At 69.9% G+C, this 23,795-nt stretch carries 19 protein-coding genes; 15 read left to right on the top strand and 4 right to left on the bottom strand.

What is annotated here, in order from left to right; translation table 11 throughout:
- Positions 1 to 48 precede the first annotated feature (48 nt).
- The 8 genes from OVA26_RS00655 (at position 49) to OVA26_RS00620 (ending at position 9,570) form a co-directional block, all read left to right on the top strand.
- Positions 49 to 1,095, top strand: coding sequence for an acyl-CoA dehydrogenase (locus OVA26_RS00655; protein ID WP_268102497.1), 1,047 nt, complete (start codon positions 49 to 51; stop codon positions 1,093 to 1,095).
- Positions 1,089 to 2,456: a PIG-L family deacetylase gene (locus OVA26_RS00650; protein WP_268102496.1), complete on the top strand. Its 1,368-nt coding sequence runs from the start codon at positions 1,089 to 1,091 to the stop codon at positions 2,454 to 2,456. The genes OVA26_RS00655 and OVA26_RS00650 overlap by 7 nt, the downstream gene beginning before the upstream one ends.
- Positions 2,453 to 3,172: a glycosyltransferase gene (locus OVA26_RS00645; RefSeq protein ID WP_268102495.1), complete on the top strand. Its 720-nt coding sequence runs from the start codon at positions 2,453 to 2,455 to the stop codon at positions 3,170 to 3,172. Before OVA26_RS00650 ends, OVA26_RS00645 begins: the two co-directional genes overlap by 4 nt.
- An 86-nt stretch (positions 3,173 to 3,258) precedes the next feature.
- Complete coding sequence (locus tag OVA26_RS00640; RefSeq protein ID WP_056224462.1) at positions 3,259 to 4,440, top strand: zinc-dependent alcohol dehydrogenase; 1,182 nt, start codon at positions 3,259 to 3,261, stop codon at positions 4,438 to 4,440.
- Positions 4,441 to 4,571: 131 nt separating this feature from the next.
- A complete protein-coding gene (locus tag OVA26_RS00635; RefSeq protein WP_268102494.1) occupies positions 4,572 to 6,302 on the top strand; it encodes a circularly permuted type 2 ATP-grasp protein in 1,731 nt (576 codons plus the stop codon).
- Positions 6,296 to 7,228 (top strand): alpha-E domain-containing protein, encoded by a 933-nt coding sequence (locus tag OVA26_RS00630; RefSeq protein WP_056224458.1) that lies wholly within the window; start codon positions 6,296 to 6,298, stop codon positions 7,226 to 7,228. Before OVA26_RS00635 ends, OVA26_RS00630 begins: the two co-directional genes overlap by 7 nt.
- A 46-nt stretch (positions 7,229 to 7,274) precedes the next feature.
- Positions 7,275 to 8,120, top strand: coding sequence for a transglutaminase family protein (locus tag OVA26_RS00625; RefSeq protein WP_056224456.1), 846 nt, complete (start codon positions 7,275 to 7,277; stop codon positions 8,118 to 8,120).
- Between the two features lie 190 nt (positions 8,121 to 8,310).
- The gene (locus OVA26_RS00620; protein ID WP_268102493.1) at positions 8,311 to 9,570 is read left to right on the top strand and encodes an alpha-hydroxy acid oxidase; all 1,260 of its coding nucleotides are present in this window, start codon (positions 8,311 to 8,313) and stop codon (positions 9,568 to 9,570) included.
- 351 nt (positions 9,571 to 9,921) lie between these two features.
- Here OVA26_RS00620 and OVA26_RS00615 read toward each other — a convergent pair whose 3' ends face one another.
- From OVA26_RS00615 to OVA26_RS00605, 3 genes are all read right to left on the bottom strand, one after another.
- Positions 9,922 to 11,523: an MFS transporter gene (locus OVA26_RS00615; protein WP_268102492.1), complete on the bottom strand. Its 1,602-nt coding sequence runs from the start codon at positions 11,521 to 11,523 to the stop codon at positions 9,922 to 9,924.
- A gap of 106 nt (positions 11,524 to 11,629) precedes the next feature.
- Positions 11,630 to 13,003 carry an MFS transporter gene (locus OVA26_RS00610; RefSeq protein ID WP_268102491.1) on the bottom strand — a complete coding sequence of 458 codons (1,374 nt, stop codon included), beginning with the start codon at positions 13,001 to 13,003 and terminating at the stop codon, positions 11,630 to 11,632.
- Positions 13,000 to 13,461, bottom strand: coding sequence for a MarR family winged helix-turn-helix transcriptional regulator (locus OVA26_RS00605; protein WP_268102490.1), 462 nt, complete (start codon positions 13,459 to 13,461; stop codon positions 13,000 to 13,002). Before OVA26_RS00605 ends, OVA26_RS00610 begins: the two co-directional genes overlap by 4 nt.
- 88 nt (positions 13,462 to 13,549) lie before the next feature.
- On the opposite strand from OVA26_RS00605, the gene OVA26_RS00600 reads away from it, so the two are divergent.
- From OVA26_RS00600 to OVA26_RS00570, 7 genes are all read left to right on the top strand, one after another.
- A complete protein-coding gene (locus tag OVA26_RS00600; protein ID WP_268102489.1) occupies positions 13,550 to 14,398 on the top strand; it encodes an alpha/beta fold hydrolase in 849 nt (282 codons plus the stop codon).
- 290 nt (positions 14,399 to 14,688) lie between these two features.
- Entirely contained in the window at positions 14,689 to 15,537 is an 849-nt protein-coding gene (locus OVA26_RS00595; RefSeq protein ID WP_268102488.1) for a carbohydrate ABC transporter permease, read from the top strand.
- Positions 15,534 to 16,466 carry a carbohydrate ABC transporter permease gene (locus OVA26_RS00590; protein WP_268102487.1) on the top strand — a complete coding sequence of 311 codons (933 nt, stop codon included), beginning with the start codon at positions 15,534 to 15,536 and terminating at the stop codon, positions 16,464 to 16,466. Before OVA26_RS00595 ends, OVA26_RS00590 begins: the two co-directional genes overlap by 4 nt.
- Before the next feature lie 40 nt (positions 16,467 to 16,506).
- Positions 16,507 to 17,823, top strand: a complete 1,317-nt coding sequence (locus tag OVA26_RS00585) for an extracellular solute-binding protein (protein ID WP_268102486.1) — start codon at positions 16,507 to 16,509, stop codon at positions 17,821 to 17,823.
- Position 17,824: 1 nt separating this feature from the next.
- Complete coding sequence (locus OVA26_RS00580) at positions 17,825 to 19,645, top strand: BNR-4 repeat-containing protein (RefSeq protein WP_268102485.1); 1,821 nt, start codon at positions 17,825 to 17,827, stop codon at positions 19,643 to 19,645.
- Positions 19,646 to 19,709: 64 nt separating this feature from the next.
- Positions 19,710 to 21,965: an FAD-dependent oxidoreductase gene (locus OVA26_RS00575; protein ID WP_268102484.1), complete on the top strand. Its 2,256-nt coding sequence runs from the start codon at positions 19,710 to 19,712 to the stop codon at positions 21,963 to 21,965.
- Between the two features lie 85 nt (positions 21,966 to 22,050).
- Positions 22,051 to 22,944, top strand: coding sequence for a LacI family DNA-binding transcriptional regulator (locus OVA26_RS00570; protein ID WP_268102483.1), 894 nt, complete (start codon positions 22,051 to 22,053; stop codon positions 22,942 to 22,944).
- Between the two features lie 44 nt (positions 22,945 to 22,988).
- On the opposite strand, the gene OVA26_RS00565 is transcribed toward OVA26_RS00570, so the two are convergent.
- Positions 22,989 to 23,783 (bottom strand): DeoR/GlpR family DNA-binding transcription regulator, encoded by a 795-nt coding sequence (locus OVA26_RS00565; RefSeq protein ID WP_268102482.1) that lies wholly within the window; start codon positions 23,781 to 23,783, stop codon positions 22,989 to 22,991.
- Between the last annotated feature and the right edge of the window lie 12 nt (positions 23,784 to 23,795).

Below are 23,795 nucleotides of genomic sequence, written 5' to 3'. Positions count from 1 at the left end.
CGTGTCAAGGTTCTGTCGGTTTCTTCCCGTAATCCGCACGCTGTCGCGGTGAACCACCGCGGCCACTGGGCATTCCCCCTCCTCCTCCCCGACGACACCCCCGATCTCGATGAGGTCCGTACGGCTCTGGGGCGGATGGATTCCGACGGTGCCTCCGCCACTGACGTCGCTGCCACACTCGCGTGGGCGACGAGCCTCGTCTCGCCGCGTTCGCTCGGCGCGACCTGGGAGCTGCTCGCGTCGGTCGCCGCGCGCGATGTCGCGATCGCCCGCATGCTCGAGCCGCACCTCGACGCCCTGTCGATCCTCGCCGAAGCCACCCGCGAGGGGATCGACGTCGACCTCGAACCGGGCGGGTCGTGGGGGGTCTTCGCTGCGGAGGGGTCGGGCATGCGCCTCGAGGCACGGCGCTCCGACGGCGTCTGGACGCTGCACGGATCCAAGCCCTGGTGCTCCCTCGCCGCCGACCTGGACCGCGCCCTCGTGACCGCGTGGGTCGATGACGAACGCCGGCAGCTCTTCGCGCTCGACCTGCGAGACCCGGCCGTGAGGGTGCGGACCGGTCCCTGGCACGCGCGCGGGTTCGAGCGGGTCGTCAGCGCCCCGATCGACGTCGATGGAGCGGTTGCCGTCCCCGTGGGCGAGCCCGGCTGGTATCTCCGTCGACCCGGCTTCGCGCACGGTGGGGTCGGGGTGGCCGCGTGCTGGTGGGGCGGAGCCCTGCCGCTCCGCGACGCGCTGCGCGAGGCCGCCGCATCCGACCGAGCGGACCAGCTTTCGCGCGTGCACCTCGCTCGCGCCGACACCGCGCTCTGGGTCGCCCGCACCGTGCTGCGCGAGACGGCGGCGGTCTTCGGTGCGGGCGGTTCGGCATCCGAGGGTCTGCGCGCCACCCGCGCCCGCACGGTCGTCGCGGAGGCCGTCGAGACGACCCTCGCCGAAGCCGCGCACGCCCTGGGGCCGCTGCCCCTCGTCGCGGATGAGGCGCACGCGCGACGTGTCGCCGATCTGCAGATCTACCTGCGCCAGCACCACGGCGAGCGCGATGTCGCGAGAATCGGCGCCGACATCGCGACGGGGGCGGGCACGTGGTGAGCTTCGACCATCGCGAGCCCGGGACCGACGAGCGCGTCTGGGCGGACGCCCTCCGCCGCGACTCGCCATCTCTCGATCTGGACGTCGACCACCTGATCGTCGTCGCCGCGCACCCCGACGACGAGAGCCTGGGAGCGGCGGGGCTGCTCGCGACCGCGGCCGCACGCGGCATCCGGATCGATCTCCTCGTCGTCACCGACGGCGAAGGCTCTCACCCCGAGTCGCCGACGCACAGCCCCGCCACTCTCGCCCTGCTCCGCCGCCGAGAACTCGTCGACGCCGCACGCATCGTGGGGCTCGTCGCCGACCCGGTCTTCCTCGGTCTGCCCGACGGCGGGACGGACGAGCATCGGGATGCCATCGCCGAGGCGCTCCGCGAAGCGATCGACGCCGCGGCGGGCCGGCGCGTGCTGGTGGTGTCGCCCTGGCGAGGAGACGGGCACCGCGACCACCGGGTCGTAGGAGAGATCGTCGAGCAGGTCTGCGCCGCGCGCGGCGTGCGATCGCGCGCCTTTCCGATCTGGCTGTGGCACTGGGGCGGCCCCGACGACGTGCCGTGGGATCGTGTCGAGCACCTCGCCCTCGAGCCTCGTGCGCGCGACCTCAAGACCCGCGCTCTCGACGCGCACCGCACTCAGCTCGAGCCGCTGTCGGCCGCTCCGGGGGACGAGCCGATGATCCACGCGCGCATGCACGCCCACTTCGTCCGCGATGCAGAGGTCTTCATCGTTCCGGAGGGGCCCTCGACCCCGGCGGGCAGCGTCGGCCGCGAGTACTTCGACGACATGTACGCCCGGCACGAGGACCCCTGGGGCTTCGACTCGCGCTGGTACGAGGAGCGCAAGCGCGCCGTCCTCCTCGCCGCTCTCCCGAGCCGCACGTATCGCTCGACGCTCGATGCCGGGTGCTCCACGGGTGCTCTGACCGCGCAGCTGGCCGACCGCAGCGACCGGGTGCTCGCCGTCGACCTCGCGCCCGCCGCCCTCGATCGCGCGCGGGCGCGGCTCGCGGGGCGCGAGAACGTCGAGTTCCGCCTCGCGACGCTGCCCGCAGCGTGGCCCGAGGGTGAATTCGAGCTGGTGGTGGTGTCGGAGGTGGCGTACTACTGGGCGGGGGCAGACCTGGATCGCGGGCTCACGGCGGCCGTCGCCTCGCTGAGCGCCGGCGGCCACCTGGTCGCGTGCCATTGGCGGCATCCCGTCGCCGAGTACCCGCGCACCGGCGACGAGGTGCACGACGCGCTCGCCGCGCGACCCGACCTGGTGCGCCTCGCGCGGCACGAGGAGCAGGACTTCGTGCTCGAGGTGTACGCGCATCCGGGCGCTCTTTCGGTGGCGGCCGAGTCGGGGCTCGTCGCGTGAGGGCCCTGGCCGTGGTCATTCCGGCGCATGACGAGGAGGCTCTGATCGGTCGATGCCTGGCATCGGTCACCCGGGCGGTGTCGCTCGCGCGCGAGAGCGAACCCGACCTCGACATCGCGGTCGCCGTCGTGCTCGACGCGTGCGGCGACACCACCGCCGCCCAGGTTCGGCGCTGGCCCGTCGAGGCGGTCGAGATTGCGGCACGTCGCGTGGGCACCGCCCGTCGGATCGGCGTCGCGCACGCGCTGACGCGGCTCACCGCCGGTGCCGACGACACGTGGATCGCGATGACGGATGCCGACACCGTTGTGCCCCCGAACTGGATCACGCACCAACTCGACCTCGCCGACGCCGGGGTCGACCTCGTGCTGGGAACGGTCCGCCCCGACTTCGCCGACCTCAGCGCCCGACACGTCGCGTACTGGCGTGCCACCCATCACCGGGGCAGACCTCCCGGAAACGTCCACGGAGCCAATCTGGGCGTGCGGGCGAGCACGTACGCCCGGGCGGGTGGCATCCCGGATCTCGTCGAGCACGAGGACGTGGCCCTCGTCCGCGCGGCACGCACTCTCGGTGCGCGGGAGCGGGCGAGCGACGTGCACGAGGTCGAGACCTCGGGCCGTTTGACCGGCCGCACGCCCGCGGGATACGCCGCGTTCCTCGCGCGCGTGCACGCCTGGGTCGACGCTCCACCGCTGGCGGCTCCCGGCGCCTGACCCACCGGGTGGGGGTTCGTCAACCACCGCTGTGGCTCCGCACCTTCGCCGCAGACTAGCCATCCCCCGGAACGAGAGGCACCACCATGAAGGCACTGACCTGGCAGGGCAAGCGCAACGTGAGCGTCGAGGAGGTTCCCGACCCCGAGATCCTCGAGCCCACCGACGCGATCGTGAAGATCACCTCGACGGCGATCTGCGGCTCCGACCTGCACCTCTACGAACTGTTCGGACCGTTCATCGACAAGGGCGACGTGCTCGGCCACGAGCCGATGGGCGTGGTCGTCGAGGTCGGCTCGGCCGTGACGAACCTCGCCGTCGGCGACCGGATCGTCGTGCCCTTCAACATCTCGTGCGGCCACTGCTTCATGTGCCGCCGCGGACTGCAGTCGCAGTGCGAGACGACGCAGGTGCGCGAGTACGGCAGCGGTGCCGCGCTGTTCGGTTACACCAAGCTCTACGGGCAGGTGCCGGGCGGGCAGGCCGAGTACCTCCGCGTGCCGCTGGCCGACTACAACCACATCCGCGTCGGCGACGACCTGCCCGACGACCGCTACCTCTTCCTCAGCGACATCGTGCCCACCGCCTGGCAGGGCGTGCAATACGCGAACGTGCCCGAGGGTGGGACGCTCGCCGTCATGGGCCTCGGCCCCGTCGGGCAGTTTGCGGCCCGCATCGGCGTGCACCTCGGCTACCGGGTCCTCGCGATCGAGCCCGAGCCCGAGCGCCGCGCGATGGCCGAGCGCCACGGCGTGCTCACCTACGACCTGACCGACACGGTGGTCGACGAACTCGTCGATCTCACCGAGGGGCGCGGGGCGGATGGAGTGGTGGATGCCGTGGGCATGGAAGCCCACGGTAACGGCGGCATCAAGCTGGCCCAGAACGCCGTCGGGCTGCTCCCCGACGCCCTCGCGCAGAAGCTCATGGACAAGGCGGGGCTCGACCGCCTCGCCGCTGTCTACGCCTCGATCGACCTCGTCCGCCGTGGCGGCACCGTCTCGCTCAGCGGCGTGTACGCCGGCGAGGCTGACGTGCTACCGATGAAGACGATGTTCGACAAGCAGCTGAATCTGCGCATGGGGCAGTGCAACGTCAAGCGCTGGATCGACGACCTGCTGCCGCTCGTCGAAGACTCCGCCGACCCGCTCGGCGTGATGGACCTGGTCACGCACCACGCCCCCCTGGAAGACGCCCCCGGCCTGTACGAGACCTTCCAGAAGAAGGAAGACGGCTGCATCAAGGTCGTGCTGCGCCCCGGCGCCTGAGCCGCGCCGCACCCGCGTGAGTCGCCAAGATCTGTCGCTAGGGGACCCGCCCAAGCGACCAATTCTGGCGACTCACGCAAGGCGGAGGCGAGGAAACGTGTCCGCAACACGGTGCTGGGTAAAGTCGTCGCATGGGTGACCTGTTCGACGGTTACGGCTCCACGCTGGCGCCGCGCAAGACCGCATCCGGCATCCCGGCGTTCGACGAGATGTTCGGCGTTCCGGCGAGTCCCGGAGAAGCCGCCCCCTCGCGCGAGGCGTACCGGGAGCTGTACCAAACGCTCGCGCAGATGACGCAGGAAGAACTGCGCGGGCGCACCGAGTCGCTCGCGAGTTCGTACCTCGCGCAGGGCGTGACCTTCGACTTCGCGGGGGAGGAACGTCCCTTCCCCCTGGATGCCGTGCCCCGGGTCATCGCGTACGACGAGTGGTCGCGCATCGAGGCCGGCGTGAAGCAGCGGGTCAAGGCGCTCGAGGCGTTCCTCGACGACGCCTACGGCAATCAGCACTGCGTGCGCGACGGCATCCTGCCCGCGGGGCTCATCTCGTCGTCGCAGTACTTCTACCGCCAGGCGGCCGGCATCCGCAGCGCGAACGGCGTGCGCATCCAGGTGTCGGGCATCGACCTGATCCGCGACGAGCACGGCGAGATGCGCGTGCTCGAAGACAACGTGCGCGTGCCCTCGGGCGTCTCGTACGTCATCTCGAACCGCCGCGTCATGGCGCAGACGCTGCCCGAATTGTTCGTGTCGATGCGCGTGCGCCCCGTCGGGGACTACCCGAACAAGCTGCTCGCCGCGCTCAAGGCGTCGGCCCCGCCCGGGATCGACGAGCCCAACATCGTCGTGCTCACCCCCGGCGTCTACAACTCCGCGTACTTCGAGCACACGCTGCTCGCGCGTCTGATGGGCGTCGAGCTCGTCGAGGGGCGCGACCTGCTGTGCATCGGCGGCAAGGTGTTCATGCGCACGACCCGCGGCCCGCAGCGCGTCGATGTGATCTACCGCCGCGTCGACGACGACTTCCTCGACCCGCTGCAGTTCCGCGCCGACTCGATGCTCGGGGCGCCCGGGCTCATGCTCGCCGCACGCCTGGGCAACGTCACCATCGCCAACGCGGTGGGCAACGGCGTCGCCGACGACAAGCTGCTGTACACGTACGTGCCCGACCTCATCCGGTACTACCTCGCCGAAGAGCCGATCCTCAAGAACGTCGACACCTGGCGTCTCGAGGATCCCGGTGCCCTCGAAGAAGTGCTCGACCGTCTGCCCGAGCTCGTGGTGAAGCCGGTCGACGGCTCGGGCGGCAAGGGGCTCGTCGTGGGTCCCGATGCCTCGCCCGCCGAGCTCGATGCGCTGCGCAAGCGTCTCACGGCCGACCCGCGCGGCTGGATCGCCCAGCCCGTGGTCATGCTCTCGACCATCCCGACGCTCGTCGAAGACGGCATGCGTCCGCGTCACGCCGACCTCCGCCCCTTCGCGGTCAACGACGGCGACGACATCTGGGTGCTGCCCGGTGGCCTGACCCGCGTGGCGCTGCCGGAGGGCCAGCTCGTGGTCAACTCCAGTCAGGGCGGCGGCTCGAAGGACACGTGGATCGTCGGCGGCTCGGCCCCCTCGCACGTCGAGTACGGCCAGGGCAACGGCGTCTCGGGACTCGTCGCCGACCAGGCCGCGGTCACCGAGTCGATCCCGATCATCTACGACGGACAGCCCGCTCCCTCGACCTCACCGCGCGATCCGCGCCCGGGCGGAGGGCCCTCGGGCAAGGAGCAGCAGGAGCAACAGCAGCAGGATGCCGCCGTGCAGCACGGTCCGCAGGCCGAGCAGCAGCAGCAGGCGCGGGAGACGGGGCCATGCTGAGCCGCATCGCAGAATCGCTGTTCTGGATCGGCCGCTACATCGAGCGCAGCGACGGCACCGCCCGCATCCTCGACGTGCACCTCCAGCTGCTGCTGGAGGACCCGTGGATCGACGAGGACACCGCGTGCCGCTCGCTGCTCAGCGTCATGGGGTCGGCGTGGCCCGAGAACGTCGACACCGTCCGCCGCGACGACGTGCTCGCTCGCCTCGCGGTGGATCGGATGAACCCGTCGAGCATCGCGTACTCGATCACCGCGGCTCGCGAGAACGCCCGGCGCGCTCGCGAGATCGTGTCGACGGAACTGTGGGAGATCCTCAACACCACGAACGCCCGGATGCCGCGGCGCCTGCAGACCGACAAGGTCCACGAGTTCTTCCAGTGGACGCGCGAGCGGGCCGCGCTGGCCATCGGGATCGTCGATTCGTCGACCAACCGCGACGAGGCCTGGCAGTTCTTCACCCTCGGTCGGAGCATCGAGCGCACGGACATGACCGCGCGACTGCTGGCCACCCGCTCGCTCACCGAGGTGTCGGGCCCGTCGTGGACGACGATCCTCCGCTCCTGCGGCGCGTACGAGGCCTACCTGCGCACCTATCGCGGCATGCCGAGCGCCCGTAACGCGGCGGAGTTCCTGTTGCTCGACCGCCTCTTTCCGCGCTCGATCATCTACTCGATCCAGCGCGCCGAGGACTGCATGAGCGCGATCGACCCCCGCGCCGATCGCGTCGGGCACTCGAACACGGTGCTGCGGGCTCTCGGTCAGATCCGCAACGATCTGGAGTACCGCCCGGTCAGCGACATCCTGGCCGAGCTGCCCGAGCACATGCAGCGGGTGCAGACGGTCACGCGCGAGGCGTCGGAAGCGATCCGCTCGCGCTTCTTCCCCACTCAGGCCGAACCGTCGTGGATCGGAGAGATCTCATGACGGATGCCGTGACCGCCGTCCGTGCGAAGACCTCGGGAGGTCGGCGATGAAACGCCTGCGCATCGAGCACCAGACCGGGTTCGTCTACCCCGGCGACGTCGTCGCCTCGTACAACGAAGCCCGCATGCTGCCGCATTCGACCGACAGCCAGTTCGTGCTGAGCTCGTCGCTCGACATCGAGCCGTCGACCTCGGTCAACCAGTACGTCGACTACTTCGGCACGCGCGTGGCGGCCTTCGACGTGTTGTCGCCGCACGGCGCGCTGACCATCACCGCGCGTTCGCTGGTCGAGGTGCGCCCGCGACCCATCGAGCACGCCGACATCACCTGGGAGCAGCTCGCGGCGGAGGCGGCGCGGTCGATCTCGACGGTCGAGCAGCTGACCCAGACGCGGCGCACGACCCCGCACGCCGAGGTCGCCGAACTCGCGCGCTCGATCGCCGCCCAGCACGACCGGCCCGGGCCCGCGGCGCACGCGATCGCCGAGGCCATCGGGAACGCGATCGACTACATGCAGGGGGTGACCGGCGTGCACTCCACGGCGGTCGACGCCTGGGAAGCGCGAAAGGGCGTGTGCCAGGACATCGCGCACATCGCGATCGGGGCCCTGCGCGAGGTCGGCATCCCGGCCCGCTACGTGTCGGGGTACCTGCACCCGAAGCCCTCCGCCGAGGTCGGCGAAGCGGTCACCGGAGAGTCCCACGCCTGGGTGGAGTGGTTCGCCGGTGACTGGCAGGGGTTCGACCCGACGAACAACATCGAGATCGGCGACCGTCACGTGCTGGTCGGTCGCGGCCGCGACTACAACGACGTCCCGCCGCTGCGCGGCGTGTACGCCGGTCCTGGCAAGAGCAACCTCAAGGTGAAGGTCACGATCACGCGCGAGACCTGACTCCGGTCAGTCGGATGCCGCGGCGCCCGGCCTTCTTCGTCGCGTCGTGCCTCTCGCTCGCGGTGATCGTGTGTCGGGAGGAGAACGCCCGAGCAGTCGACGACATCGAGGGATGCCGGCGCACTGACCCTGGTCGTGGGGCCCTCTCGCGCGTACGATGTGGTCAGACCACATGAAAGAGAGATCCCCCATGGTTCAGCGTCAGCTGCCGAAGGTCGGCGAGCTCCTCGAGCTCATGCAGTTCAAGAAGCCCGAACTCGACGCGCGCAAGCGCCGCCTCGACGCCGCGCTCACGATCGCGGACCTGCGCACGATCGCCAAGCGCCGCACGCCCAAGGCAGCGTTCGACTACACCGACGGCGCCGCCGAGGGCGAACTGTCGCTCGATCGCGCCCGCCGCGCGTTCGAAGACGTCGAGTTCCACCCCGACATCCTGCGCCCCGCCGCCGACGTCGACACCTCGTGCCAGATCCTCGGCGGTCCCTCGGCCCTGCCCTTCGGCATCGCGCCCACGGGCTTCACGCGTCTCATGCAGACCGAGGGTGAAACGGCCGGTGCCTCCGCGGCCGCGGCCGCCGGCATCCCGTTCACGCTCTCGACTCTCGGCACCACCTCGATCGAGGGTGTGAAGGCCGCGAACCCCGTCGGTCGCAATTGGTTCCAGCTCTACGTCATGAAGGACCGCTCGATCTCGTACGGTCTCGTCGAGCGCGCGGCGAAGGCGGGCTTCGACACCCTGCAGTTCACCGTCGACACCCCCATCGCCGGCGCGCGCCTGCGCGACAAGCGCAACGGCTTCTCGATCCCGCCGCAGCTGACGGTCGGCACGATCGTCAACGCGATCCCGCGCCCCTGGTGGTGGATCGACTTCCTCACCACCCCCAAGCTCGAGTTCGCCTCGCTCAGCACCACCGGCGGCACCGTCGGCGAGCTGCTGAACGCCGCGATGGACCCCACGATCAGCTACGACGACCTCGACGTGATCCGCGGCATGTGGCCCGGCAAGATTGTCGTCAAGGGCGTGCAGAACGTGACGGATGCCGCACGCTTGGTCGACCAGGGCGTCGACGGCATCGTGCTCTCCAACCACGGCGGGCGCCAGCTCGACCGCGCGCCCATCCCCTTCCACCTGCTGCCGAAGGTCGTGCGCGAGGTCGGCAAGGACGCCACGGTCATGGTCGACACCGGCATCATGAACGGCGCCGACATCGTGGCATCCATCGCCCTCGGCGCGACCTTCACCCTCATCGGCCGTGCCTACCTCTACGGCCTCATGGCCGGTGGGCGTCAGGGCGTCGACCGCACGATCGCGATCCTGCGCAGCGAGATCGAGCGCACGATGACCCTGCTGGGCGTCTCGTCGCTCGACGAGCTCGAGCCCCGCCACGTCACGCAGCTGACGCGGCTCGTGCCGGTGGCGGATGCCGCGGGGGTCGACGCGCGGCGGTAATGCGCGCCGCGCAGCATCAGCGATTCGCGCATCTTCTGTCGGGTGAGGGCGGATGCCGCTGAGGTTGTGCGGATCGCTGAGGATGCGCGAGCGAGAGCCGGGTTTCGCAACCTCAGTGATTTGCGCATCTTCTGTCGGGTGAGGGCGGATGCCGCTGAGGTTGTGCGGATCGCTGAGGATGCGCGAGCGAGAGCCGGGTTTCGCAACCTCAGTGATTTGCGCATCTTTCGTTGTGTGGGGCAGGTGCCGCTGAGGTTGTGCGGATCGCTGAGTTTGCGCCATGTCGCCCCTCGTGACCAGCTCGTCCTCGGCGCCGATCCCGGGGATATGGCATCCATTCGATTGAATGGACTAGTCGGTTCGCACCTCGCTGTCCTCGCGACGACGCGCGGACGCCCCGAGCGTCAGCGTCGAGGCGAGTCCCAGGGTGAGGAATGCGGCGGCGGTGAAAGCCGCGGCTTTCGTGCCGTCGCTGAACGCCGCGCGGGCGTTGATCGCGAGATCCCGGGTCTCGGGCGACGCATCGAGGCCCGCGATCGCCGCTCCGGCGCTGTCGACCACCTGTGAGACCACCTGGTCGCGCTCGGCCGCGGCGATGCCGCGATCGTCGAGAGTGGATGCCAACACCCCCGCCGTGGTCGAGAACAGCACGGTGCCGAGGATGGCGACGCCGAGCGCCGCTCCGAGCTGTCGCGACGTCGACTGGGTGCCCGAGGCCTGGCCGCTCGCGGACGGCGGGACGTCGGCCAGGACCACGCCCGTGAGCTGCGCCGTCGCCAGGCCCACGCCGAGCCCGTACACGAAGAGGAAGGGGATGAGCGGGCCCCAGACGGCATCCGGCCCGACGGTGAAGGCGACACCGGCGACGCCGATGATCTCGGCGACAAGCCCGCCGCGCACGATCCAGACCGGAGCGACCTTGCCGCTGAGGGCGCCCGCGATCCCGCTGGCCACGAACGACCCGATCGCCAGCGCGAGCAGCAGTAAGCCCGTCTGCAGAGCGTCGAAGCCCACGACGAACTGCAGCCAGAGGGGGAGGGCGAGGATGATGCCGAACTCACCCAGAGACACGACCGCCGCAGCGATGTTGCCGTTGCGGAACGAGGTGATCCGGAACAGATCGAAGGCCAGAAGCGTCGAGCGACCGTGACGCTGGCGACGAAGGCCCCACGCGATGAACGCGACCAGGGCGACCACGGCCACCGCGAAGGCGATCGGCACGGGCGAGATCGGAAGCGGCCAGCTCCAGTCGCCGATCGAGGGGGCGGTCGCGACCGTCCACCATCCGTAGGTGCGCCCCTCGATGAGTCCGAACACGAGCGGGGCCATGGTGAGCACCGACAGCAGGGCTCCGACTCCGTCGATGCGCTCGGCCCGATCGCTGCGCGATTCGGCGACCGTGAGGGCGACGCCGATCACGATGACGACGCCGAGCGGGATGTTGATCCCGAAGGCCCATCGCCACGAGAAGGCCGTGGTCAGCCAGCCGCCGAGCAGGGGGCCGACGGCCGCCATGCCGCCGATCGTCGAGCCCCAGACGGCGAAGGCGATGCCGCGCTCGCGGCCGCGGAAGGTGGCGTTGATGATCGACAGGGTCGTCGGCAGGATCATCGCACCCCCGACTCCCTGGACCAGGCGCGACAGGATCAGCAGCCCTCCGGTGGGGGCCGTGGCCGCGGCGATCGAGGCGCCCGCGAAGATGATCACGCCGAGCAGCATGAGGCGGCGTCGCCCGAACCGGTCGGCGAGGCTGCCGAAGACGAGGAGGAAGGACGCGAAGACGAGGGTGTAGGCCTCTTGGACCCACTGCACCTCGGTCGACGAGATCTTGAGTTCTTCGACGATCGAGGGCACGGCGACGTTGACGATCGTCGAGTCGACGATGATCAGCGACACGGCGATGCTGATGAAGACGAGCCCCGCCCAGCGGCGCCCTGCCTGTGTTCCGTTCATGTCGCTAGCTTATCTAGCTAAATGCATCGACGGGAGGGGTTGCGCGCGCGACGATGACCGCCTCCGGCGAACGCGGGGCGCGGGCTCTCGAATCGGGCGGTCGCCCTCAGCTGCCGTGACGCGGGCGAGGCGTCGCTCGCGGAGAGCGTTCGCCCGGGGGCAACGGGATCGGCGTGGTTCCGGCGATCTCGTCGCTGAAGTCCTCGGGTTCGGGCGCGATCGTGGTGATCGGACGCGTCTCATCGAGCGTGAGGCGGAACCGCTTCGTCTCGTGTCGGTGCAGGCGGCCCGACAGTGCCGTCCAGGTCGCGCCGATGCCGCACGCGATGACCGCCACGACGGCGGCGAGGGCGATCGCCACGCGCGGGCCGAACTCCGCCGCCACCGCGCCCACGATCGGCGCTCCCACGGGCGTGCCTCCGAGAAGGATCGCCATGTACAACGCCAGGACCCGACCGCGCAGGACGGGATCGGTCGTCGTCTGGACGTACCCGTTCGCCGTCGTGAGCGTCGTGACCACGCAGAACCCCGTCAAGACCAGGGTGGCCGCGTACGCCCCGTAACTGGGGGCGAAGACGGAGAGAGTGGATGCCACGGCGAAGCCGCCGGAGCCGACGATCACGACCCGCATCCGGGCGCGTTCCCGCCGCGCGGCGAGGAGCGCGCCCGCGAGCGAGCCGATGGCGACGAACGAGCTCAGGAGCCCGAAGCCATCCGCACCGCGGCCGAACTCGAGCGCCATCGTCGACGCGAAGATGGGGAAGTTCATGCCGAAGGCCCCGAGCAGGAACACCATCACGAAGATGACGACGAGGTCGGGTCGACGGGCGACGTAGCGGAAGCCGTCGGCCAGTCGCGCCGGGCCGCCGCGGCGGTGGCGCGCCACCAGTTCGTGCGGCCTCATCACGAAGAGCGCCGCCAGCATGGCGACGAAGGTGATCGCGTTGACGAGGAACACCCATCCGGTGCCCACGATCACGATCATCACGCCGGCGGCGGCGGGGCCGATCAGGCGGGCCATGTTGAAGGACGCGGCGTTGAGCGCGACGGCATTGGACGCGTTCTCTTGGGACACGAGGTCGGACACGAAGGCCTGGCGCGCCGGGTTGTCGAAGGCCGTGACCACGCCGAGGGCCAGTGCGAATCCGAACATCAGCGGCAGCGTCATCGCTCCGCTGAGCAGCAGGACGCCGAGCGTCACGGCCAGCAGTAGCAGAGCGCTCTGCGTGCACATGATGAGCTTGCGGCGGTCGAAGCGGTCGGCGACCCAACCGGTGACGCTCACCAGCAGGAGCGGGGGAGCGAACTGGAGGGCCATCGTGACGCCCATGGCCGCGGCGTCGTTGTCGGTCAGTTGGGTGAGGACGACCCAGTTCTGGGCCGTGGACTGCATCCAGGCGCCGACGTTGGAGACGAGGGCTCCGATGAACCAGACGCGGTAGTTGAAGATCGACAGCGACCGGAACATCGACGTGCTCATCTGTCGGCCACCTTCCTCATGATCGTCGTCGCTCGAGCGAGAACCTGTCTTTCTTCGGCGGAGAGCTCGGCGAGGGCCTCTTCGACGAAGGCGTCTCGTCGGCGGACCGTCTCGTCGACGATCCGGCGCCCCAGGTCGGTGAGATCGATGGTCACGCGACGTCGATCGACCTCGTCCGGGATGCGGGTCAGGTAGCCCGCGTCCTCGAGCAGGGACACCGTGCGGTTCATCGAGGGTGCTGTGACACGCTCACGGTCGGCCAACTGACCGAGCGTGTGCGCGCCGTGAACGGTAAGAGCGGCGAGGACGGCGAACTGCCCGTCGCTCATGGTGTCGACGGCGCGCTGCGCCCGGAGGCGGCGCGCGAGCCGGAATGTCGCCATCCGCAGCTCGGACGCCGCCGCACTGTGGTCAGAAATCAGGTCGGTGAGGGGGGATTCGTCGACGCGATCATTCATGTTCCTATGGATCAGGGTAGCTCATTAGCCTTGCTAAGGGAATGGTCGGGCGCGGTCGCCGAGCGGGCCACAGCCCTAGACTCCCCCCATGCCCGAGTTCGACGACGCCTACGGCATCCGCATCGTCTACGACGTGTACGAGGCGATCGAGCCCCGCGCCGTCGTGCAGCTGCTGCACGGGGTGGGCGAGCACGCGGGCCGCTACGGTGCCCTCATCGAGGCCCTCGTCGGCGCGGGCTACACCGTCTACGCCGACGACCATCGCGGCCACGGCCGCACGGGGATGGGCCAGTGGGGAGGCGATCACGCCAAGCTCGGGCGTCTCGGCCCCGGTGGTCTCGGCGCCGCCCGCGACGCGGTGTGGACCCTCTCGCAGCGCATCCGCGAGGAGCACCCCGACCTGCCGCTCGTGCTGCTCGGGCACTCGTGGGGCTCGTTCCTCGCGCAGATGCTGCTCGATCGGCATCCGGATGCCTATGACGCCGTCGTTCTGAGTGGCTCGGCCCTGCGGTGGCCGGGCTCTTTGAACGCGGGTGACCTGAACGCTCCGTGGAAGCACCTCGGCGGTTCCGGAATGCAGTGGCTCTCGAGCGACGAGCAGGTGGGACGCGACTTCGTCGCCGATCCCCTGACGACGTCGACGCCCCTCGCGCGCCTGTTCGGCCCCCTCGAGACGCTGAAGCTGCTGGGACGTCCGCGACGCGACCTCGGACGCGACGTCCCGATGCTGCTGATGGTGGGGCGCGACGACACGGTGGGCGGCCCCCGCAGTGTGCACCGCCTCGCCGACGCCTACCGGCGGCGGTCGGGCCTGACGGATGTGACGACCCTGGTGTATCCCGGGGCGCGGCACGAGATCTTCGCCGAGCGCGAGCAGGCCGCGGTGCGCGCCGATCTGCTGGCCTGGCTCGACAAGCGGATCGCGTCTCGCGTCTGACCGCGCGGGCTGTTCGCCGTCGTTCGCACTCGTTCGAACACGTTAAATAACAAAAACACCCATGAACTAACACGTCGTGATCTAAGCGTTACGCTCGCGAATTGACCTCGTCGCGCTGACCGGCGAAGCTGATGTCGCCGAAAGCGGGATATACCGCCTCGAACGGGCCACCTGGTCCCTCATTGCCGAGGAAAGCGCACACCGACGTGACGACTCTAGATACGCAAAAGATAACAAAAGCAAACAAAAGCACACGGCGACACGCTCGACCCGAGAGGCTCGGCAACGGGATGTTCGCCGTGCTGCTGGTGGTGCCGGGCATGGCGCTCATGGCGGTCGTCGTCGCGTATCCCCTCGTCTCGGCGCTGGTCACCGCGTTCTTCAAGCAGAGCCTCGTGCTGCCCGGGCGCGAGTTCGTCGGCTTCCAGAACATCGTCGACGTGCTGCAGGACGACTTCCTGCGACTGCTCGGGCAGACGCTCGTCTTCACCCTGGGCACGACCATCGCCCCCTTCGTGATCGGCTTCGCCCTCGCCCTCGCCCTGAACACGCAGATCCGCGGATCGAAGGTCTTCCGCGGCCTGATGCTCATCCCCTGGCTCGTGCCCGGCGTCGTGGTGTCGTTCCTGTGGATGTGGATCTTCAACGCCAACTACGGCGTCATGAACGCGATTCTCGAACCGCTCGGGGTCTCGCCCCAGGCATGGCTCGCGCAGCCGGGCACCGCGATGTTCGCCGTGATCGTCGCGAAGACCTGGCAGTCCTTCCCGTGGATGATGGTCATGCTCCTCGCGGGCCTGCAGACCGTGCCGCGCGAGCTGCACGAAGCCGCCGAGATGGATGGCGCGGGCACGGTCCGCCGCTTCTTCTCTATCACCGTCCCGCAGATCGGCGGGATCATCGGCCTGGTGCTGCTGCTGGAGTTCATCTGGAACTTCCAGCACTTCGACATCATCTACGTGCTCACCGGCGGCGGCCCCGCCGGCTCCACCGAGACCTTTGCCACCTCGGTGTACGAGACCGCCTTCCACGGCTTCGACCTCGGCCGCGCCGGAGCGCTCGGTCTGCTGTGGCTCGTCCTGCTGATGGCGCTCGTCGTCGTCTACGTCCGATTCTCCGAGAGGAGTGAGAAGCGATGACCAGCACCGCCCTCCCCACCGTCGCCCCCGCACCCGAGGCCCCGCCCGTGGTCGTCGAGGCTCCCGCGCGTCGCCGCCGGCGCCCGAGCTCGGGCCTGCGCTCCGATCGTCCGGGCGTGCGCCTCGCGTCGTGGGCCGCGCTGATCGTGTGCGGCGGGTTCGCCCTGCTGCCGGTCTACTGGCTGCTCGCGACCTCGCTCACGCCTCGAGACCAGGTGTTCTCGTACCCGCCGAAGCTGTTCCCCACCGAGATCACCTTCGACGCGTACATCTCGCTGACCTCCAACCCGCAGCTGTTCACCTACCTGCAGAACAGCGTCATCGTCTCGGTCATCACCGCCCTGCTCTCGGTGATCGTGTCGGCGTACATGGGGTACTCGTTCTCGAAGTTCCGCTACCGCGGTCGCCGGCAGCTGATGTACTTCGTGCTGGCCTCGCAGATGTTCCCCCAGGCCCTGCTGTTGGTCACGCTTTACAGCGTGTTCAGCGCCTACGGCCTGCTCAACACCTACACCGCGCTCGTGCTGTCGTTCACGACCTTCACGCTGCCGCTGTGCGTCTGGATGCTGAAGGGCTTCTTCGACACCATCCCCGACGAGCTCATCGAGGCCGCCCGCGTCGACGGCGCCTCGCGGCTGCGCACCATCCACTCGATCGTGCTGCCGCTGGCCGCCCCCGGGCTCGTCGCCGCCGGACTGTTCGCCTTCGTCCGGGGCTGGAACGACTTCATCTTCGCCCTGACGCTCGCCGGTCCCGACAAGCAGACGCTCCCGCCCGGCCTCGTCAACACCTACGTCGGCGAGGCAGCCACCGCCTGGCCCGAACTCATGGCGGCATCGCTCGTGGTGTCGCTCCCCGTGGCCGTGGCGTTCATGCTGCTGCAGCGGTACCTGGTCAGCGGTATGACGGCCGGCGCCGTCAAGGGCTGACCCCGACTTCTCTCAACTCGCCCTGTCAAGGAGGACACCTATGTCTACGTTTCTGCCCAACCCGCTCATCACGCGCCGACGCGCCCTGCAGTTCCTCGGCATCGGTGCTGCGGCCGCCGCCCTCGCCGGATGCGTCCCGACGGCCAGCGGCGGACCCGCCGCCGGGGCAGCCGGCTTGAACGGCGCCGATCCGACCGACTTCTCGTTCGCCTCGTGGTCGCTCACCGAGGAGTCGGCCAAGCCCGCCCTCGAGGGCACGTTGTCGTCATACGAGAAGGCCAAGGGCGTCGCGGTCAAGCGCACCGCCTTCCCGTACAACGAGTACATCAATCAGCTCATGCTGCAGGTGACCGGCGGGCAGTTCACCGGCGCCGCGCACGTCGACGTCGCATGGCTCGGCAGTCTCGCGGCCACCGGAAAGCTGCAGGACGTCTCGGCGTTGGCATCCGGCCGCGGATACACCTCCTCGGCTCTGCAGGCGGCCACGTTCGACGGCGTGCAGTACGCCCTGCCGTGGACCATCGGCGCGATCGGCCTGATCGCCAACTCCGAGACCCTCGGCAAGGCGGGCCTGTCGGCCGACGCGTTCCCGACCACGGTCGACGAGTTCGAGAAGGCCCTCGTCTCACTGAAGGGCCTCGGCGGGGGACTCATCCCCTACGCCGCGTCGACCAAGGCCGCGCAGCTGAAGGACATCCTCATCTGGATGCAGACCTTCGGCAGCCCGCTCGTCGACGGCGACACCATCACGATCGGCGACGACGCCAGCGTCGAGGCCGTCACCTGGTACAAGGGCCTCTACGACAAGGGCCTCATCGCCGCCGACGTCGACCGCTTCGACGCCCGCAGCCTGTTCGCCCAGGGACGTGCCGCGATGTACGACGACGCCCCGGTGGGCCGCGGAGCGGTCACCAAGGAGTCGCCGGATGCGAACCTCGCCACCAAACTCGCGCCGGTGTCGCGTCCCGTGCTGAAGAAGGGCGACACCCCGCGCGCCCTCGTCTGGGGCGGCGCGATCGCGGTCGTCAACGGCACCGGTGCTGCGACCGCGGGCGACTTCGCCCAGTACGCCACGAGCGACCTCGACGCCATCCTCGCCGACTACGCGATGCGCGGTCTGCCGCCCGCGACGACCGAGGCACTGTCGTCGTCGGAGATCGCCTCCGACGCTTTCGGCGCTCAGTTCAGCGAGCGCATCACCGCGACCGCGAGCTCGAACCCGCTGTGGAAGTTCACCGCCTACTCGCAGATCGAGTCGGCGATCGCCGATCGCGTGCAGGCCGTCCTGATCGGGTCCGCCTCGCCGAAGGACGCCATGAAGCAGGCCGGCGAGGCCGCGCAGAAGCTGGTCGGTTGAGATGAGGATCCTCCGCGGGGGGAGCGCGGTCGCCGTCGCGGCGCTCGCCCTCGGGCTCGTCGTCGCGCCCTCGGCGTCGGCGACCGTGAGCTCTGCGACAACCGTCGAGGAGCTCCCCTTCGCCGTCGACTCATCGAACCAGGCAGCGTGGTGGAACCCCCTCGACGTGGTCGGCGAGACGACGTTCTTCGCCTTCAACGCCCCGGCCGCCCAGGCTGCTCGACACGAAGTGCACCTCGCCTCTCGCTCCGCGGACGGTGCGTGGACCGAAGGGTGCCTCCGGGCTTCGGCGCAGACGGCGTGCGTCACCTTCGTGGACGACAACGGTCACAACCAACCGTCCATCGTCGTCGACGGCGACGGGATCATCCACGCCTTCGTCTCGATGCACAACGAGCAGTGGAACTACTTCCGCTCCGACACCGCGGGCGACGTCCGCACGATGGTCGACCGGACCTCGACCATGCCCGACCTCGACGTCGACATCACCTACCCGGTCACGGCGCGCGGAGCCGACGGTGACGCCTGGGTGCTGGTGCGGACCGGCACGGACGCCGACGGGGCACGGGAGGGCGTGCTGTATCGCTACGACCGCGCTGCCGATGCGTGGACGCGAGAGACGACGATCGCCGCGGCGAAGGGGTATTCCTTCTACCCCGACGACCTCGAGGTGTCGCCCGACGGTCGGGTCCACGTGCTGTGGGAGTGGGGTCCGTTCCCCGCCGACCCGGCGCGGCATCTCGGCTCGTACGCCGTCTACGACCCCGCGACGGGGTCGCTCACGGACGCCGCGGGCACCACGCTGGTCGCTCCGATCACCCCCGCCGCGGCGGGATCGGTCGTCTGGCGCCCCTTCGTGCCCGGCGAAAGCATCCGCAGCTACACCCCCGCGGTGCAGTCGGCCAAGCTCGCCCTCGACGGTTCTGCTCTCGCGGGCGTCGCCTACCGCTTCGTCGAGGCGGATCGCTCGGCCTACGACGCGCATTTCGTACGGTGGGACGGCTCGGGATGGATCGATGAGAAGGTCCTCGACACCTCGGTCCTCGGCGACGGCGTCGCCACCTCGGCAGCGGTCGACGTGACCCGGGCGGGGACGAGGACTCGGCTCTACAGCGTCGTCACCGCTCAGATCTGCGGCGAGATGCGCAGCCGTGCCGTCGTCGCCGAACGCGATGATGCCGCGTCGTCGTGGACCTTCGCCGGCATCGGCGAATCGCGCCTCGGGCAGCAGCGTCTGCGCGTCCAGACGCGGCCGACCGACGACGCCGACATCGTGTACCTCTCGGCGCCGGCCGCGGCTCCCGCCCGGCTCGCGCGGGCGGTCGTCCCGCGCGACGCCGCAGTGGGGCCCGCCACCTCCCTCTCGGCCCTCGTCGCCGACCTCCGCGATGACCCGGGAGGGGTCAACGTGGCTCTCGGTGCCACGGCGACAGCCTCGTCGAGCCTGCGGTCCGACACGGGCCCCTCCCTCGCCGTCGACGGCGTCTGCAGCGACGCCAGCCGGTGGATCTCGGCGGCGGGTGATTCCACTCCGTGGATCTCGGTGGACTTCGCTGCGGCGGCGCTCGACGAGGTGCGCGTGCGGAGCGGCTACAGCGCGGACACGGGTTCGGCGGCCGTCCTCCGTTCGTTCGACGTGCAGGTGCACACCGCGGCGGGCTGGACGAGCATCGGTTCCGTCGCCGGGAACACGCAACGGCTGGTGAGCATCGCGGTCACGGGAGTGGTCGCGGACGGGGTGCGCCTGCTGATCAACGACCCCTCGGCATCCACCACCGACGTCGCGCGGGTCTTCGAGATCGAGGCGATCGCCGTGGACTGAGCCCATCGACCTCCCCTCGCACGACACTCGGACGCCCCGCGTCCCCAGGAAGGACACCCGCAGTATGCGTTCACACACGGCCGACTACGACGTGGTCGTCGTCGGCGGTGGGCTCTCCGGAGTCGCCGCCGCCATCGCCGCAGCCCGGCTCGACCGACGCGTCGCCCTCATCAACAACCGACCGGTGCTGGGCGGGAACTCCTCGTCGGAGGTCCGCGTCTGGGTGTGCGGGGCGACGGCGCACGGCAATCAACGCTGGGCCCGCGAGAACGGGATCATCGGTGAGCTGTACCTCGAGAACCAGTACCGCAATCCCGACGGGAACCCCATCCACTGGGACGACGTCGTGCTGGATGCCGTGCGCGCCGAGCCGAACATCTCGCTGTACCTCAACACCGATGTCCGCGACGTGGTCGCCACCGGCCCCGAGGGGGCGCGTCGCATCGAGTCGGTGACGGGGTGGACCATGGGAGCCGAGACCGAGACGCGCTTCGTCGCCCCGGTCTTCCTCGACTGCACCGGTGATGGACTCGTCGGTCACCTCGCCGGGGCGCGGGCGCGGCTCGGCAAGGAATCGCGCGGAGAGTTCGACGAGGACTGGGCGCCGGAAGAGGCCGAGCGCACCTTTCTCGGCTCGACGCTGCTGTTCTACACGAAGGACGTGGGGCACCCGGTGCGCTTCGTCGCCCCCGATTCGGCGAAGTCGATCCTCGAGACCCCGATCCCGTCATCGCGCATCATCCGCAGCGGTGACAGCGGTGCGCACTACTGGTGGATCGAGTGGGGCGGTGAGCTCGACATCGTCCACGACAACGAGCGCATCCGCGACGAGCTGCGCTCGGTGATCCTGGGCATCTGGGACCACATCAAGAACTCGGGTGAGTTCGACGCCGAGAACCTCGATCTCGAGTGGATCGGCAACGTGCCCGGCAAGCGCGAGTACCGCCGCCTCGTCGGCGACTACACGCTGCACCAGCGAGACGTGATCGAACAGACGCGATTCGACGACGGCGTGGCCTTCGGCGGCTGGTCGATCGACCTCCACCCGAAGGAGGGTATGTACGCGATCGGTGCGGGCGCCGTCCAACGTTTCTCGAACGGAGTCTTCGAGATTCCGTTCCGCTCGCTCTACTCCGCTGACGTCGAGAACCTCCTGATGGCCGGGCGCGACATCTCCGCCACGCACATCGCCTTCGGGGCCGCGCGCGTGATGGCCACCTGCGCGGCGATGGGGGAGGCGGCCGGGACCGCGGCATCCCTCGTCCTCGCCCGTCGCACGACCCCTCGGGGGCTGTACGAGAACCACCGCGAGGAGCTTCGTCAACTGCTGCTGCGTCAGGACGCCCCGCTGATCGGCGTCGTCGATGCCGATCCGGCGAACCTCGCCCTCTCCGCCCGCGTCTCGGCTTCGGGCGTGCGGGCGGGACTCGGCCCGAGCGACACCGCGGTCGCCCGTCCGCATCCGCTCACCGACGATGTCGGCATCGTCGTTCCCGTTCGCCCGCGTCTCGACGGATTCGAGGTGCGTGTCGCCGCCGAGCAGGACGTGGACCTCGTGGTCGAGGTGTGGTCGACGGGGCTCGCGCAGAACGTCGTGCCCGAACGCCTCGAGCATGCCGTCACGGTGACCGTGGCCGCGGGAGAAGCGAGGTGGGTGCACGCTCCGGTGCGCTGGGAACCCGAGACTCCGGCGAACGCCGTCATCGTCGTCCGCGCCCAGCCCGGGGTCACCCTCTTCGTGACGGACGAGCTGCCTCCCGGCGTTCTGACTCTGGTGCACACGTCGGACGCCGACGATCAGAACGTGCAGGTGAGCCTCGACGAGCTGCTGGTGCAGTGGCCGACGAAGCCGTTGCGGGGGCGGTCGGTCCAGTTCCGCGTTCCCACCACATCGGAGGCGCTGGCGCCGGAGCGCGCGGTCGGTGGATACCAGCGCCCCTTCGGCGGACCGAACCTGTGGGCCTCGGCACCGTTGACCACGGAAGACGCGTGGCTGCGGCTCGATTGGGACCGGCCCGTCGTCGCGCGCGAGATCGTGCTGGTCTTCGACGACGATCCCGACATCGAGCTGAACACCCTTCACCATCACCGCGATCCGCACCTCGTGATGCCCTCGCTCGTCGGCACGTACCGGGTCGAGGTCCAGGTGGCCGGGTCCGAGGAGTGGACCGAGGTCGCGACCGTGGCGGACAACCGTCGCCGCCGGCGCAGCCACCCGCTTCCCCCCGGAATGGGTGCGATCGACGCCGCCCGCGTGGTCGTGACGGCGACCCACGGCGCTTCGGAGGCCCGCATCGTGGCCTTCCGTGTCCAGGAGTGACATGCCGCGCGATACCGTAGCCCCCAGAACAGACCGCTCGGCGGTGCGCGCGAGCGCCGCCCGGTCCTCGACGAGGAGTCCCGCCATGACCGACACGCCTTCGGCCACGCGGCGGATCTCGCCGCTCTCGCGCCGACAGCGCACCGGGATCATCGCGCTCGCCGTGCCCAATCTCGAGGAGCCCTACTTCGCCGAACTCACGACCCTGCTGGCGCGCGGGGCCGAGGCGCGCGGGTTGTCGATCCTCATCCAGCAGACCGAGGGCGACCATCAGCGCGAGATCGACGTCGCGAACGGGGTGGGGCTCCCCGAGACCGACGGCCTCATCCACATCCCGCGGTCTCTGACGGTCGGGGACCTCACCCGACGTACGGATCCGGGACCGCTCGTGCTCCTCGGTGAGCACATCGCGGTCAGCCCCTTCACGCACGTCTCGATCGACAACCGCCGCACGGCTGACCTGGCGACCGCGCATCTCGCCGACGCCGGGTGCCGCCGGGTCGCGTTCCTCGGACCTCGCGTGTCACGTCCCTCGGATGCCGCCGACCAGCGTTTCGCCGGGTACCGCGACGCCGTGTCGCGCCTGGGTCTGGCCGACGACCCGGAGCTCATCGTCTCGGTCGACGCGTTCACCTCCGAGGAGGGTGCGGCAGCGCTGGGCCGATTGCACGCCTCGGGCGTCGCGTACGACGGCGTGGTGTGCTCCAACGACTCCGTCGCTTTCGGCGTGCTCGCGGCTCTGCACGAGCGCGGGCGGGCGGTGCCGAGCGACGTCGCGGTGATCGGCATCGACAACGTGCACGCCGCGCAGTTCTCGGTCCCTGCGCTCTCGTCGGTGGCTCCCGACGATCATGGGATCGTCGAAGCGGCGTTCACCGAGCTAGAGCGTCAGATGGCGGCTCGACCCGGCGCGGACGTTCCGGTGCGACACATCGTGGTGGATGCCACGGTGATCGCACGGGCGAGTACGGCGCGGTGAGCCCGACTCTCGCCGTCCGTTCCCCGCGCGGGGGCGGGCGGGTCTCAGTCGTCGCCGTGGGCGGCCACCCACAGCTCGGTGACGTGCGCGCGCAGCGTCTCTTCGGCGTCGGGTGCGAGTCCCTCGTCGGTGACCACCAGGTCGACCTCGTGCAGATCCACGATGGTGGTGAGCCCCACGGCTCCCCATTTCGTGTGGTCGGCGAGGACGACCGCTCGGCCCCCCGCCGCGACGAGGGCGCGATTGGTCTCGGCTTCGAGCAGGTTCGAGGTCGTCAGCCCCGCTGTGAGGTCCATGCCGCGCACACCGAGGAAGACGATGTCGCAGTGCAGATGCTCGAGGGACGCGACAGCGACCGGGCCGACCAGTGCGTCGGCGGGAGTGCGGACGCCGCCGGTGAGCACCACCGTCTGCGTGTAGGGCTCGTCCGCCCTATCGGGGCGGGCGAACACGTCGGCGACGGGCAGGGAGTTCGTCACGATCGTCAGGTCGTCGATGCCGCGGAGCTCGCGCGCGAGGGCCCACGTCGTGGAGCCTCCGCTCAGTCCCACCGACATGCCCGGCTCGACGAGCTCGGCCGCGCGGCGGGCGATGGCCCTCTTGCCGTCTCCGTTGCGGCGGGACTGCGTGGCGAAGTCACGGGATGCTGCGACTCCGGGCTGCGGCGTGCGAGCGCCCCCGCGGACCTTGTCGACGCGGCCGTCGGCCGCCAGCACGTCGAGATCGCGCCGGATGGTCATCTCGCTGACGCCGAGGGTCTCGGCCAGATCGGGGACCGCGGCGGCTCCCTGTCGGCGAACCTCGGCCAGGAGGCGGGATCGGCGTTCGGCGGCGAGCACGATCGCTCCTCT

Origin of the sequence: Microbacterium sp. SL62 (assembly GCF_026672635.1) — a bacterium.
GTDB lineage: Bacteria > Actinomycetota > Actinomycetes > Actinomycetales > Microbacteriaceae > Microbacterium > Microbacterium testaceum_A.
This window is presented reverse-complemented; position numbering and strand designations above follow the sequence as displayed.